This is a genomic window from Pseudomonas sp. S2_C03 (assembly GCF_054668405.1).
Map to the genome: position 1 here is coordinate 2,856,131 of NZ_CP162766.1, position 14,707 is coordinate 2,870,837.

Here is a 14,707-nt window from a genome sequence, read left to right on the forward strand (position 1 = left end):
ATCCATCGCGAGCATGCTCGCTCCTACAGGGGCACCACAGGACCTGTAGGAGCGAATTCATTCGCGATGGGGGTCAACGATCACACGGGAAGCCTGTCACCCCCGCCCAATCAATTCCCCCAACCCACTACGCCCTTGATTTCCAGGAAGTCGTGAATCCCCCAGCCCGCATACTCACGGCCATTACCCGACTGCTTATAACCACCAAACGGAGCAAAGGTGTCCCAGCTCGGATAGTTCAGGTACACCGAACCCGCCCGCATGCGCCCGGCAACGGCGCGGGCTTTTTCGAGGTCCTGGGACTGCACGTAGGCCGCCAGGCCGTAGACCGTGTCGTTGGCGATTTCGATGGCCTGTTCCAGCGTTTCATAGGGCATGATCGACAGCACGGGGCCGAAGATTTCTTCGCGAGCGATGGTCATCTGCGGCGTGACATGGCCAAACACGGTAGGACGCACGTAGTAGCCCTTGTCCAACCCCTCAGGTCGTTCCAGGCCGCCGGCCACCAGCGTGGCGCCCTCTTCGATCCCGGTGGCGATCAGCCCCTGGATCTTGTTGAACTGTGCTTCGCTGATCACCGGACCCAGGTTGGTTTTTTCGTCCAGCGGGCTGCCGGTGACCAGTTGCTCGGCGGTCTCTTTGGCGATCTCCAGGGCGCGGGCATGCAGCGCGGCCGGTACGAGCATGCGGGTCGGTGCGTCGCAGGATTGCCCCGAGTTGGAGAAACAGCCCTGCACGCCCTTGGCCACCGCCACGTCGAGGTCGGCGTCCTCAAGCAGGATGTTGGCTGACTTGCCGCCCAGCTCCTGGGCCACGCGCTTGACGGTATCCGCCGCAGTCTTGGCGACGATGATGCCGGCGCGGGTCGAGCCGGTGAAAGACACCATGTCCACTTTCGGGTGGCTCGCCATGTGCTGGCCCACATCGGGGCCGGTGCCGTTGAGCAGGTTGAATACGCCTGCCGGCACGCCTGCTTCATGGAGGATCTCGGCAAAGATGATGCCGGTCAGCGGCGCGATTTCGCTGGGTTTTAGCACCACGGTGCAGCCGGCGGCAATGGCCGGGGCCACCTTGCAAACGATCTGGTTCAGCGGCCAGTTCCACGGCGTGATCAGGGCGCACACGCCAATGGCTTCGCGCACGACATGGGTGGTGCCGTGCTGTTCGCTGAACGGGAAGTTTTCCAGGGCGCTAATGGTTGACTCGAGGTGCGCGCGGCCACTCCAGATCTGCGCATCACGGGCGAAATGCAGCGGTGCGCCCATTTCCTGGCTGACGGCCTTGACCAGATCCTCGTAGCGCAGGTTGTACACCCGCAGGATTTCCTTGAGCAAGGCCAGACGTTCGGCAACCGATTTACCCGAGAACGCCGGGAAGGCCCGGGCGGCAGCCACTACCGCCTTGTCGACATCCCGGCTATCACCCACGGCGATTTTGATAAAGGCCTGTTCGGTGGAAGGATCGATCACATCCAGGGTATTGCCGGACTCGGCAGCTACCCACTGGCCGTCGATGTAAAACTTCAGTGCATTGTTCATGTTTGTCTCCACGATAAGTCGAAAGCCGCGTGAGAGCCCCACGCGGCAGGCGCCACTTAAGCGTTGCTGGGGAACGCGAACTGCGCGGCTTCATGGCTGGCACGGCGTGGCCAGCGCTGGGTAATGGCTTTCTTGCGGGTATAAAAACGCACGCCGTCGGGGCCGTAGGCATGCAGGTCCCCGAACAGCGAACGCTTCCAGCCACCAAAGCTGTGGTAGCTGACCGGCACCGGCAACGGTACGTTGACGCCGACCATGCCCACTTCAATCTCGTCGCAGAACAAGCGCGCCGCCTCACCGTCGCGGGTGAAGATGCAGGTGCCGTTGCCGTATTCGTGGTCGTTGATCAACTGCATCGCCGCTTCCAGGCTCGGCACGCGGACGATGCACAACACCGGGCCGAAAATCTCGTCGGTGTAGATGCTCATCTGCGCGGTCACCCGGTCGAACAGCGTGCCCCCGACGAAAAAGCCGTTTTCATGGCCGGTAACCACCAGGTCGCGACCGTCCACCAGCAGCGTGGCGCCCTGGGCCACACCGGCGTCGATGTAGCCCTTGACCTTGTCCCGCGCAGCGCCGGTCACCAGCGGTCCCATGTCCAGGCCGAATGACGTGCCCGCCCCGATCTTCAAGCCCCTCACCTGCGGCACCAGTTTTGCCACCAGGGCATCGGCAATCGCATCGCCTACGCAGACCGCCACGGACAACGCCATGCAGCGCTCACCGCACGAGCCATAGGCCGCCCCCATCAGCGCACCGACGGCATTATCGAGGTCGGCGTCGGGCATCAGCACCGCGTGGTTTTTCGCCCCGCCGAGGGCCTGCACGCGCTTGCCGCGCTTGGTGCCTTCACTGTAGATGTATTCGGCGATGGGTGTGGAGCCGACGAAGCTCAGTGCCTTGACGTGCGGCGATTCAATCAGGCCATCGACCGCTTCCTTGTCGCCATGCACCACGCTCATGACCCCGGCCGGCAGGCCGGCTTCGATCAGCAGTTCAGCGATGCGCAGGGTGGAACTGGGGTCGCGCTCGGAAGGCTTGAGGATGAAACAGTTGCCGCAGACGATGGCCAGCGGATACATCCACAGCGGCACCATGGCGGGGAAGTTGAACGGCGTGATGCCGGCTACCACCCCCACCGGTTGCAGGTCGGTCCAGGCGTCGATGTGCGGGCCGACATTGCGGCTGTAGTCACCCTTGAGCAGCTCGGGTGCGCCACAGGCGAACTCCACGTTTTCGATGCCGCGCTTGAGTTCGCCGGCCGCGTCTTCCAGGGTCTTGCCGTGCTCTTCGCTGATCATCGCGGCAATGGCAGCTTCGTTTTGCTCCAGCAATTGCTTGAAGCGGTACATGACCTGCGCGCGTTTGGCCGGCGGCGTGTTGCGCCACGCCGGGAACGCGGCTTTCGCGGCATCGATGGCTTGCTGCAAAGTGGCCGCATCGGCCAGCGCTACTTGCTTGATCACCGCGCCCGTGGACGGGTTGTAGACATCCGCGGTGCGCCCGGTGCCCTGGACCCGCACGCCGTTGATGAGATGAGGAACGATACTGCTCATACATATTCTCCGATGCCGAAAGTCGGCTGTTCAACCGGCCGATCAGGCCTTGACCGCTGCCTGCAGGGCGATTTCCACGAGGATGTTGTCCGCCGCCATGTTGGCTTCAACGGTAGCCCGGGCTGGCAATGCGTCCTGTGGGATCCACTCTCGCCATACGGCGTTCATGGCGGCAAAATCCTGCACGGCATGCTTGAGCCAGATCTGCGCGAACAGGATGTGCGATTTGTCGGAGCCTGCCTCGGCCAGCAGCGCATCGATCCGCGCCAGCACCTGGGCAGTCTGCCCGGCGATATCCTGGGTACGGTCAGCGGGCACCTGGCCGGTGATGTAGACGATACCGTTGTGCACCAGCGCGTGGCTGAGCAGACCTGGGTTGGGTTGAAGGCGAGTGATGGTCATACGTAATTCCTATTGGGAAAGTGAAGGGGTCAGGCAATTTTCAGCACGGTGCGGCCGACCAACTGGCCCTGGCGCATGCGTGCAAAGATGTCGTTGATGTCTTCCAGGCGCTCGAGGTTGACCTGCGCCTTGACCTGGCCACGGGCGGCGAAGGCCACCGCGTCGTTGAGGTCCTGGCGCGTGCCGATGTTGGAACCGGTGATCGACAGCTCCCAGCCGCTGATGCTGGAAATCGAGGCGCGCACGGTATCGGCATCGCCACCGGGCAAGCCGATGAAGACCGCCGTGCCGCCGGGGCGCAGCATCTTCACTGACTGTTCGAAGGCCGCATTGGCAGTGGCCGTGACCAGCACGGCATGGACGCCACCCGGGATCTGCTGCTTGAGGGTTTCCACCGGATTGTCGAGGGCGTTCACCAAGCACTCGGCGCCATAGCTGCGCGCCAGTTCCAGCTTGTCGGCGGACACATCGATGGCCGCCACCCGCAGCCCCATGGCGATGGCGTACTGCACCGCCACATGGCCCAGACCGCCGATTCCCATGACCGCCACCCACTGCCCTGGTCGGGCACGGGAGCGCGTCAGGCCTCGGTACGTGGTGACGCCGGCGCACAGGATCGGCGCCAGGGCGTACAGATCGACGCCCGGTTCGAGGGTGGCGACAAAGGCGGCCGGCGCGACCATGTATTCGGCATACCCGCCCTGCTTGCTGTAACCCGTGGATTCGCGGCGCGCGCAGATGGTTTCCATGCCACCCAGGCAGAACTCGCAGGTGCCACACGCGCTGTACATCCACGGCATGCCAACGGCCGCGCCGAGTGGCGGTTCACTGACGTCCTGGCCGTGGGCAACCACATGCCCGGTGATTTCATGGCCGGGAATTAGAGGCAAAGTGGGCAATGCAGACCAGTCGCCGTCAATGGCATGCAGGTCGCTGTGGCACACGCCACAGGCCGCGATACGAATCAGGATTTCACCGGGCCCCGGCTGCGGGATCGGCACCTGCTCGATCCGCAGCGGTTCACCTACCGCGTGCAGGACAGCAGCTTTCATGGTCTCACTCATCACTCTCTCCTTAAACGTGCGCCCGGATTTCGGGCAATCGCGCACCTATACCGCAGGCCAGGGCCGGCAGCAGGGTGTGCGGGTGAAAGGGTTACCCCGGGGTTTTAGCCCACGGGGCGTAAACTGCGCGTTGCGCTGGAAATGGTCCGTGCGGTGTTGATCACTTTGGGCGCCAGTTGGCTGCGCGCCTCTTCAAGGCTCCAGCGGCTGAACGGTACGGAAATGTTCACGGCACCCAGTGGGTAGCCATCGGCATTGACCACGGCAGCGGCAACACTGATGTCACCCGCAAAGTATTCTTCCTGGGCGTAGGCGTAACCGGCGTTGCGGGCTTCGGCGACCAGCGCGCGCAGTTGGTCCAGCTCGGTGACGGTGCTGGCGGTGTAGCCCTGGCGCTCGGAGGCCACCAGGATCGCGTCCGACTCGGCTTCGGGCAGCGCGGCCAGGTACGCACGCCCGGCCGAGGTGCAGTACATCGGCAGATGCCGGCCCAGCGGCATGTGAATGGCGATCTGTTTGTGGCTGGGAAAGCGAGCCACATAGAGCATGTCCAGTCCGCAGGGCTCAAGCAGGTTGCAGCTTTCCTCGACATTGCGGTTGAGTTCATGCAGGTACGGATTTGCGCGCTCGATCAGCTCGCTGGTCTGCAGATAACCGGTGCCCAGGTCCAGCGATTTGGGCGCCAGGCGAAAACGCTTGGTCACCGGCTCCTTGTAGAGATAGCCCAGCGCCTCGAGGGTGAAGGCAGAACGCTGCACAGTGCTTTTGTTCAGCCCCGTGTGCTCGGCCAGCTCGACCAGGCTCATGCTCGGCCGCCCGGCTCGGAACGCCGTCAGGATGGCGAGCCCCTTCGACAAAGCAGTGATGAAAAGTGGTGAGTCTTCCAGGGAGCTCATGGGTTTTTCCTTATTCTGCCGCATCGGCATACGCATCACGGTGCGTTTGGGGTTGTGCTGGTTCAAGGGTCCGTACGGTACCCGTTTTTTTGCAAGTCATTCGAAATGACTCAACACGATGCCAGGTTCTACGACTGGCTGGTTTCGCTCGAATCGGTCCACGGCGAACGGGCGCATACGCTCGTCCACCTGCCCGCTGACAATGGCCTTGGCCAACAGTTCGCCGGCAGCCGGGGCGCCCGCGTGGCCGTAACACCAGCCCGCGCTGACAAACAAACCCGGCAACGCATGATGGGCCCCCAACAGTGGCCCGAAATCCTTGGAGATATGCACCAAACCCGCCCACTGACGCAAGATCCGCGCATGCCCCAACTGCGGGAACATCTCCAGGTACGCCCGAGCGGTGGCAGCCATCACCGGCACGTCGGCATTGAGCGTATGTTGCGGACGCTCGGCCACTTCGGCGCCACCCACCACTTCTCCACGAGCAGTCTGGTGCATGTAGCAAAGCCGATCCAGCAACGCCACGGCGGGTCCGATCAAGGGCCGCGTAGGTTCCAGCGCCATGGCTTCCAGGCGCATCGGATAGCCATCCAGCGGCACCCCGGCCATCTGCGCCAGGGCATTGCTCTCGGCGCCCCCGGCCAGCACCAGGGTGTCGCTGGCAATGCGCTGGTCGCCGACGCGTACCCCGCCAATGCGCCCGGCGCTCTGATCAATGGCGGTGACGGGCGTGCGGTAGTGAATGCTCACCCCCCTCGCCTCGCACGCCTGGCGATAGGCATGCATGGCCGCGTGGTGCGGCGCCACGCCACTGTCGGGCAGATGCAGCGCCGCGCTCACCCGCCCATGAGCCAGGGCCGGCAGCACCTCGCGCAACTGACCGGGTGTCAGCAGGCTGGAGTGGATACCGCATTCCTTGTGCACGGCCAGCGTGCGGTCGAGCAGTTCGGCCGTGGCGCTGCGCTCGCCCACCATGGTGTAGCCCCGGCGAGAATACATGACGTTTTGGCCCAGGCGTTTGGACAAGCCCTGCCACAGTTCGCAGGAATGAGCGAAGAAACGCGTCCATTCAGGCGAGCTGAACGCGCCACGAATCAGCGTGCCGTTGCGCCCCGAGGCACCGCCCTGCCAGTAACCGGCGTCTAGCACGAGAATGTCGCGCACACCCAGCTCCGACAGATTGAACGCCAGCGACAGGCCCTGAATCCCCGCGCCGACAATGATGATCGAGGCCTTGGCAGGCAAAGGTTTAAGTGCATTCATTGCAAAGGCTCAACGACATCGGCCAGGCCGGCGGCCTGAGCAACGCTCAGGGCTCGGCGTGGCGGGCGCAGCGTCGGCCTGGCTAACAGCTCCAGGGCGATGCCGCTTCGGGCACTGACCATTGCGCGCAGCGAATCCCAGCAGGGTTGCCCCTGACAAGGGCCCATGCCGCAGGAGGTCAGGCGTTTGATCACTTCCAGGTCGGTGATGCCCTGCTCGATCAACGCCTGCACTTCATGGCTGGACACGTCGAAGCAGGGGCACAACAAGGCGTGATGAGACGAGGGCGGCGCCACCGGCAAGGCCTGATCCGGCTCGCTGGCAGCCCCCACCACCTGCCAACGGCAAGGGCGTTGTTCGCGCAACTGCAGCAAGCCTTCGGCGCGGCTCTGGAAGGTCAGGCTGGCTTCTGCCAGCCAGGGACCGGAATGCACCAGCGCGTCGCAGGCAATACGCTCGGCGAAGTACGCCGCGTTGACCCGGCTGCGCCCCGCCACCCGGCGCAAATCGCCCACCGGCCGCGCCGCCACCACATTCACGCCCAACTGGCGCAGGCGGCTGGCTAATGCCTCCTGGTCGCCATTGCCGACCACGACCACCCGCTCGCCCGGTGCCACCGCCTGCTCGCTGGCCATGATCAGCGCGGTGCGCGCCTCTATCACCCCCGGCAGCCACATACCGGGGATCACCGGCGGGCATGGACGGCGTCCGGTGGCCAGGACAATTGTCTCGGCCTCCAGCGCCAAGGCACCCTGGCGCGGGTCGTGGGGCGCGCCTAACAGCAATTCGCCTTCGCGGTAGGCACCAAACACCTCGACGCCCGTGACCAGCGTCACCCGCTCATCCAAGGCTGGCCGTGCCTGGCCGGCTGCGTGGGTGTAACGCGCCAGGCCATGGCCACGGGTGACCAGCACCACATCCAGCCCTTGCGCTGCCGCCTCGTTGGCCGCCGCACACCCGGCAGGCCCGCCACCGATCACCAGGTGGTCGGCACTCAAACGGCGCGCTGGCGGCACCGCCACCTCCCCGGTAGAGGTGGCCGGCTTGGCCGACCCTGCAAGAAACGCCAGTATCGCTTCCCAGCGCTGAAACAACGCCGTGCCGCTGGGCACCAGGTTGGTGTGTTCGAAACCGCCCTGAATCCAGCTCGACGGAATCAGCCGCGACAGGCGCAACACATCGAACGCCGGGCTCGGCCAGCAGTTCTGCATCTCGACCCGAACCCCGGCCGCCACCGGGAACAGATCCAGGCGTACGTTAGGCACCCCGTCCACCCGCGCAAGCACCCCGCTCACGTAATTGCCCGAGTAGCCCAACGGACGGTGGGATTTTCGCGTCCAGGCCAACACCTTGATGCCGTTGGCCAGCAACGCCGTAGCCAGGCTTTCGCCTTGACGCCCTTGCACCGGGCGACCGTTCCAGAAGAACTCGATCACTTCGCTGCGGGCATGCCCGAGCCGCAGGTTGATGCGACTCATGCCGCCGCCCTCTTCGCTTTGCGCTGGGCCATGATGCTGATGCACAGCATGGTAATCGACAGCAGCGTCATCAACGTCGCCACCACTGCGATGAGCGGATCGATTTCCGAGCGCAGCGAGCTGAACATCCGTTTGGTCAGGGTGGAGCTGTCGCCACCACTGATGAACAGCGAGATCACCGCCTCATCCAGGGAAATGGCAAAGGCGAACATGGCGGCGGCAATCACCGAGAAGCGGATCTGCGGCAGCGTCACGTCAAAGAAAGCCCGCAGCCGGGTCGCGCCGAGAATGCATGCGGCTTGTTCCTGGGTCATGTCATAGCTGCGCAGGCCGGCGCTGACGTTGATCACGACATAGGGTAGCGCCAGCAGCGTGTGCGCCAGCACCAGCCCCGGGATGGTGTTGTTCATGTCCATGCGGGCATAGACAAAAAACAGGCCGATGGCGATGAAGATCGTGGGCACGATCATCGGTGCCATCAACAGGCCGCGCAGGACGCCGGACAACCGCGACTGGGTGACGTGCAACGAGTACGCCGCTGCCGTGCCCAGTGTGGTGGCCAGCACCATGGTCAGGGTCGCGGTGATCAGCGACACCGCCGTCGCGCTGCGCCACTCAAGGGAGGCAAAATAGCTGAAGAACGGCTCGATACTCAGCGACTTGGGCGGAAAGCTCAGGTAGCGCGCATCGGACAGCGACATGGGAATCACGATCAGCGTCGGCAGCACCAAAAACAGCATGGTCGCCAACACCAGGACGTACAGCCAGGATGCACGCACGGCATCCATCAGGGATTGTTTGAGTCGGATCATGATTTCACTCGCTGCGCCGGCCGAGACCCGCGCCCTTCTTGACGATGAACAACATGAGCAAGGTGGTCAGCAACAGCACCACGCCCAACGAAGAAGCGGCACCCCAGTTGGCGTACATGGACACGTCGCTCTCGATCCGCATGGAGATCATCTGCACCTTGCCACCGCCCAACAACGCAGGCGTGACGTAGAAGCCCAGGGTGATCACGAACACCAGCGTGGCGCCGGCCGCCAGCCCCGGCAGCGACAACGGCAGGAACACGTCGCGAAAGGCTCGGGACGGCGACGCACCGAAGGCGGCAGCCGCCTGGTTGTAGATCGGGTCGATGCTTTTCATGGCGGCGTACAACGGCAGGATCATGAACGGCAACATGATGTGCACCATGCCGATCACCGTGCCGGTCAGGTTATGCACCAGGGCCAGCGGCGCGTCGGTCAGGCCCAGGCTCATCAGCAAGTCGTTGGCGATACCGCGACGCTGCAGGATGATCAGCCACGCGTAGGTACGCACCAGCAGTGATGTCCACAGCGACACCAAAAGCAGCCCCATGGCCAGGTTGGCGAGCCAGCGCGCGCCCTTGATCATGAAATAGGCATAGGGGTAACCGATCAGCACACAGGCGATGGTGACGATGATGCTGATCTTGAAGGTCTGCACGAACGTCAGCACGTAGATCGGCTCGAGCAGGCGCGTGTAGTTCTCGATCGTCAACTGACCGTTGGCGTCGAACAACGACAACCAGAACAACCAGCCGATCGGCAACACGAACGTCAGCAGCACCAGTAACAACGCAGGCAACCCTGAGCCGAACAGATACCAGCGATGACGCCGCTCTGCGCGTTGCAGCTCACGGGCATTCAATGCGTGCAGTTCGACGACACTCATGGCTCGTTCCCCACCACCAGGGTGTCGTGCGGGTGCAGGCCAAGCACCACGGCCTCGCCACGAGCTGGCAGGCGATTGCTTTCGGAGCTGCGGGTCGGGCGGCGAATGGCAACGGCCATGCCTTCGCCCAGGTCAATCTGCACCAACTGGCTTTCGCCCTGGAAAATCACATCGGTGACGTGGCCGTGCAAGTGATTGTACTCACCAGCCTCGGCCGCGACGAATTGCAGTTTTTCCGGACGGACCACCAGGCTCGGATTTTTCAGCCCCTCCACCGCGCTGCCGGTTTTGAGTGTGCGCCCCTGGAACTGGAGCAGCCCCGCGTGCTGTGTCACCGGCAGGCAGGACGACTCACCGACGAACTCGGCGATGAACCGGTTGGCAGGACGCTCATAAAGGTTCACCGGCGTATCGATCTGACGAATCTTGCCCTTACTCATCACCGCGATGCGGTCGGACATGGTCAAGGCTTCGCGCTGGTCGTGTGTCACGTAGACCACTGTCATACCCAGGCGCTCATGCAGGCGGCGCAATTCCAGTTGCATGGTTTCGCGCAGACGTTTGTCGAGGGCCGAGAGGGGCTCGTCCATCAACAGAATCTTTGGCTCGAACACAATGGCCCGGGCCAGGGCAATACGCTGGCGCTGACCGCCCGACATTTCGTTGATATTGCGCTCAATCAGGTGATCGAGTTCCACCGTGGCCAGCGCCTGTTCCACTCGCTGGCGGATTTCAGCCCGCCCGTAACCCCGCAGCTTCAACGGGTATGCGACGTTCTGAAAGACGTTCATATGGGGAAACAGCGCGTAACTCTGGAACATCATGCCGACATCGCGCTTGTGCGGCGGCTCGAAGATCATTTCCCGACCACCAAAGCGGATGCTGCCGGCATCAGGACGAACGAAACCGGCGAGCGCCATCAACAGCGTGGTCTTGCCCGAACCCGAGGAGCCGAGCAGAGACAGGAACTCGCCACTCTTGATCGAGAGCGATACATCATCCAACGCAGCAAAACTGTCGTAGGTCTTGGTCAGGTTCTCGATGTCGATGGACATCGAAAGTTTAAGGTCTTCGGACATACTCACACTCGGCACAAACGGGCGACTCGAGCCCTTTTTATAGAGGGAGAAGCGCCCGGGGCGCCCCTCCTCACTGTTCGGTTGGCAGCAACGGTCAGTGGGCCAGAAACAGCGCGAACCGCTGACGTACCGCTTCCTGGTTCTTCACCCACCACTCGGGTGACACCGACACCACCTTGTTGATGTTCTGCGGTGAGGTGGGCAAACGCGCCGCCAGTTCCGCAGTGATCGCGGCCTGTTCGTACGCCTTGGCATTGACCGGAGAATAAGGAATCAACGTCGCCAGCATCGCTTGGCTCTCGGGCTTCATGATCTGGGCTATCAGCTTCATTGCCAGATCCTTGTTCGCGGCGCCCTTGGGAACGATCAGGCAGTCGTGGCTCAACAACGCACCATCAAAACTGTAATCGACTTTTTCGCCACTGTTTTTTACATCGTTGACCCGGCCATTCCAGATCGCCAGAAAATCGACCTCACGGCTTCGCAACAACTGCGCCGAATCCGCCCCTGCCCCCCACCAATTGACCACTTGAGGCTTGATGCGATCAAGCACCTTGATCGCACGCTCCACATCCAATGGATACAGGTCTTTCGGTGCAACGCCGTCCCCGAGCAACGCCGCTTCCATGGTCAGCCAGGGCTGACGGTACAACGCTCGGGCACCCTTCACCTGAGGATCGAAAAACTGCTGCCAGTTCTTCGCCACCGGTGCACCCGTGTCATCGGCCCACGCCACGACGGTGGCGTAGGCGTGACTGGCGATCCAGTGACTGCTGACCACACTCTTGTCGACATGCGTTGCATCGATGACGGAGTAATCCAGCGGTTCCACCAGGCCTTCCTGCTGGGCCTGGGCGCACTCGGTGCTGCCCAATTCCACCACATCCCACTTCGGCCGGCCCGACATGACCTGGGCACGCACCGCCGCCAGGCCATCCATGTTGTCTTCCTTGATCGTCACGCCCAGTGCCTTGGCGGCGGGTTCAAGGTAAGCCTTGCGCTCTGCGTCCTGCAATGCCCCACCCCAGCCCGAAAATGTCAGGCTATCGGCCAGCGCCGCACAGCTTCCCACCATAGCCAGTGATGCAACGACCGCCGTGTTGAGCAATTTCTTGTTGAAACCGAACATACCCATTGCCTCCGTCAATTCTGGATGAACAAGTCAAAGCGACGTTGAACTTCGGCCTGGTGTGCCAGCCACCAGACAGGATCAAAGAACACCACTTTGTCGATGTTGGCCGGTGCGGTGGGCAAGGTGGCGGCCATAGCGGCCGGAATGATGTTGGTGTCGTAAGCCTTGACGTTAATCGGCGGGTTTGGAATCAGGGTCACCAGGGTCGCTTGGCTTTCCGGTTTCATGATGTGCGCCACCAGCTTCATCGCCAGTTCCTTGTTGGGCGCGCCCTTGGGCACAACCACGCAGTCATAGTCGAGCAGTGCATGGTCGTAGGTGTAGTCGACGGCTTCACCGGATTTTTTCAGTTCATCAACACGCGAAGCCCAGATGGCCAGGGCGTCCACCTCTCGACTACGCAACAATTGCGCGGAATCCGTGCCGCTGCGCCACCAATTGACCACCTGTGGTTTGATGCGCTCCAGCACTTTGAAAGCGCGGTCGATATCCAGTGGGTAAAGGGCTTTGGGCGACACGCCGTCGGCGATAAGCGCCAGTTCCAGCGTTGTGTAAGGCTGGCGGTACATGGCGCGGGACGCTTTTACCTCGGGGTCGAAAAATGCTTTCCAGGTCTTCGGCGTATTGTTGCCGGCGTCATTGGCCCAGGCCAGCACGGTGGAGTAGGCATTGCTGGCGATCCAGTTCTTGCCATAGAAATTTGCGGCCACTCCCTCGGTGCTGATCACCGAATAATCAAGGGGCTCGGTCAGGCCCTGCTCCTGGGCAAGTACGCAGTCATTGGAAGCCAGTTCGACCACATCCCACTTCGGCTTACCCGACATCACCTGGGCACGCACTGCTGCCAGGCCGTCCATGTTGTCTTCCTGGATCTTGATACCCAGGGCTGCTTCAGCGGGCTTGAGGTAGGCCTTGCGTTCGGCGTCTTGTAGCGCCCCTCCCCAGCCGGCGAACGTAACGGTACCTGCGGCTTGCACATGGGCCACAGTGCACAGAGAGAGAGCCAGCGCGACGCCGGCCGTGCGCTTTTTGATTGAATGCATTTTCAACTCCTGAGTTTATTTTAATTAGACAGTTGAATCGAACGCGGGGCGACTTCGCCCGAACCACTCTTCTTATAATCACGGAGGCACCACGCTGCCCCTCTTGTTCCAGCCTCTACCGCAACACTGCTTTGCAACTCGATGCCAATGACTTATTTGGAATCCTTGAAGCGATACCATGCGTAGGTCATACGCTGCCCCACCCGCAGAAACGGCTGGAACGGAAAACGCTTGGGAACCTGGTGCAGGAAGTCAATCTCGGTGGGCTGCCTGGCACCTGTCAGCATTTGCGCCAGACGTTTGCCGGCCTGCACCGAAAACGACACGCCGCTGCCGGCGTAACCGCCACCGGCATACACGTTATCCAGCCCCGGCACCCTGCAAATGAAGGGCAGCGAGTTCTCGCTGACCGCGACCCAGCCACCCCAGTTGTAATCAACTTGAATGCCTTCCAGCACCGGGAACTTGCGGCACAGGGCGTCATGCAGATTTTGTCGGTGGCGTGGATTTTCGGCCTCACGCCCGGTGATGGCGCTGCGACCGCCAAACAGAATGCGATCATCCGGCAAGCGACGGTAATACGAGAGCAGGTTGCGGGTATCGAACATGCATTCGCTGCCCGGCAGGCTGCTCCGTTTCTCTTCCAGGGTCAGGGGCCGGGTCACGATGATCTGCGAATGCACCGGCAACACGCGCCCGGCGGTGGCCTTGTTCAACGCTGGCGAGGTGTAGCCATTGGTGGCCACCACGACCTTGCGAGCGGTGACTACGCCATTGGGGGTCACCAGGCGATGAACGCCGTTCTCGCTGTGCCACTCCACCACTGGAGAAGACGTGTGAACCCTTGCCCCCGCTTTGCGGGCCATGCGGTGCAGACCCCACGCCAGCTTGAGCGGATGCATGGAAAAGCCATCTGGCATGTACAACGCGCCGAATGATTCGGCCCCGCTGTGCACGGCCTGCACCTGGCTGTCGCTGACGAACTTGGCCCGGTAGTTCAGCACGTCGTTGTACAGGCCGACCTCGTGCCTGAGAGCATCGACGTGTGCCGCGTTACTTGCCACCTTGTAAACGCCATCCGGTTGCGGATCGCAGTCGATCTCCCCATCGCGGATCAACCCCCGAACAGTGTTGAGCCCGGCGGACATTTCATCGAAATAGGCCTTGGCCGTGGTCGCGCCGTAGCGCTTGATCAGTTGCGACAGCGGCACACGCCCACCGGAAATACGCGCGAAGCTGCCGTTGCGACCGCTGCAACCCCATGCCACCTGATTCGCCTCCAGCACCAACGCGCTGATCCCATGCTCCCGAGCCAGATGCAGCGCGCAACTGAGGCCGGTGTAGCCAGCTCCGATGATGGCCACCTCGACATCGACGGCCACCGAAAGCGGGCCATCGTCGTCCGGAGCGGCACCCGCTGTATCAACCCAATAAGAGGGTGAATGCGGCATTCCGACGCCTGGGGTAGCACTGACAAGAGGATCGTACAATTTACACTCCGTATCGCTGTGCGATTTATGCATATCACTTAATTGATATACTCGAACGGATATTG

13 protein-coding genes are annotated in these 14,707 nt (G+C 62.4%); all 13 read right to left on the reverse strand.

Features of this window, described 5'->3' with window-relative positions; genetic code table 11:
• Positions 1-110: 110 nt before the first annotated feature.
• The 13 genes from AB4N64_RS12990 to AB4N64_RS13050 all read right to left on the reverse strand — a co-directional run bounded on the left by AB4N64_RS12990 (position 111) and on the right by AB4N64_RS13050 (position 14,603).
• Positions 111-1,538 (reverse strand): aldehyde dehydrogenase family protein, encoded by a 1,428-nt coding sequence (locus AB4N64_RS12990; protein WP_460126109.1) that lies wholly within the window; start codon positions 1,536-1,538, stop codon positions 111-113.
• 56 nt (positions 1,539-1,594) lie between these two features.
• Positions 1,595-3,094, reverse strand: a complete 1,500-nt coding sequence (locus tag AB4N64_RS12995; protein ID WP_460126110.1) for a CoA-acylating methylmalonate-semialdehyde dehydrogenase — start codon at positions 3,092-3,094, stop codon at positions 1,595-1,597.
• A 42-nt stretch (positions 3,095-3,136) separates the two neighbouring features.
• Positions 3,137-3,496: a RidA family protein gene (locus AB4N64_RS13000; RefSeq protein WP_460126112.1), complete on the reverse strand. Its 360-nt coding sequence runs from the start codon at positions 3,494-3,496 to the stop codon at positions 3,137-3,139.
• Between the two features lie 29 nt (positions 3,497-3,525).
• Positions 3,526-4,560: a zinc-dependent alcohol dehydrogenase gene (locus AB4N64_RS13005; RefSeq protein WP_460126113.1), complete on the reverse strand. Its 1,035-nt coding sequence runs from the start codon at positions 4,558-4,560 to the stop codon at positions 3,526-3,528.
• 104 nt (positions 4,561-4,664) lie between these two features.
• On the reverse strand, positions 4,665-5,456 hold the full coding sequence (locus AB4N64_RS13010; RefSeq protein ID WP_460126115.1) for an IclR family transcriptional regulator: 792 nt from the start codon (positions 5,454-5,456) through the stop codon (positions 4,665-4,667).
• 96 nt (positions 5,457-5,552) lie between these two features.
• Complete coding sequence (locus AB4N64_RS13015; protein WP_460126117.1) at positions 5,553-6,722, reverse strand: NAD(P)/FAD-dependent oxidoreductase; 1,170 nt, start codon at positions 6,720-6,722, stop codon at positions 5,553-5,555.
• A complete protein-coding gene (locus tag AB4N64_RS13020; RefSeq protein WP_460126119.1) occupies positions 6,719-8,200 on the reverse strand; it encodes a 2Fe-2S iron-sulfur cluster-binding protein in 1,482 nt (493 codons plus the stop codon). Before AB4N64_RS13020 ends, AB4N64_RS13015 begins: the two co-directional genes overlap by 4 nt.
• Positions 8,197-9,012, reverse strand: a complete 816-nt coding sequence (locus AB4N64_RS13025; protein ID WP_460126121.1) for an ABC transporter permease — start codon at positions 9,010-9,012, stop codon at positions 8,197-8,199. The genes AB4N64_RS13020 and AB4N64_RS13025 overlap by 4 nt, the downstream gene beginning before the upstream one ends.
• A gap of 4 nt (positions 9,013-9,016) precedes the next feature.
• Entirely contained in the window at positions 9,017-9,898 is an 882-nt protein-coding gene (locus tag AB4N64_RS13030) for an ABC transporter permease (protein WP_460126123.1), read from the reverse strand.
• Positions 9,895-10,977 carry an ABC transporter ATP-binding protein gene (locus AB4N64_RS13035; protein WP_460126125.1) on the reverse strand — a complete coding sequence of 361 codons (1,083 nt, stop codon included), beginning with the start codon at positions 10,975-10,977 and terminating at the stop codon, positions 9,895-9,897. Before AB4N64_RS13035 ends, AB4N64_RS13030 begins: the two co-directional genes overlap by 4 nt.
• Before the next feature lie 94 nt (positions 10,978-11,071).
• Positions 11,072-12,106: an ABC transporter substrate-binding protein gene (locus tag AB4N64_RS13040; protein WP_460126127.1), complete on the reverse strand. Its 1,035-nt coding sequence runs from the start codon at positions 12,104-12,106 to the stop codon at positions 11,072-11,074.
• 14 nt (positions 12,107-12,120) lie between these two features.
• Complete coding sequence (locus AB4N64_RS13045; protein WP_460126129.1) at positions 12,121-13,152, reverse strand: ABC transporter substrate-binding protein; 1,032 nt, start codon at positions 13,150-13,152, stop codon at positions 12,121-12,123.
• Between the two features lie 152 nt (positions 13,153-13,304).
• Positions 13,305-14,603 carry an NAD(P)/FAD-dependent oxidoreductase gene (locus AB4N64_RS13050; protein WP_460126131.1) on the reverse strand — a complete coding sequence of 433 codons (1,299 nt, stop codon included), beginning with the start codon at positions 14,601-14,603 and terminating at the stop codon, positions 13,305-13,307.
• Between the last annotated feature and the right edge of the window lie 104 nt (positions 14,604-14,707).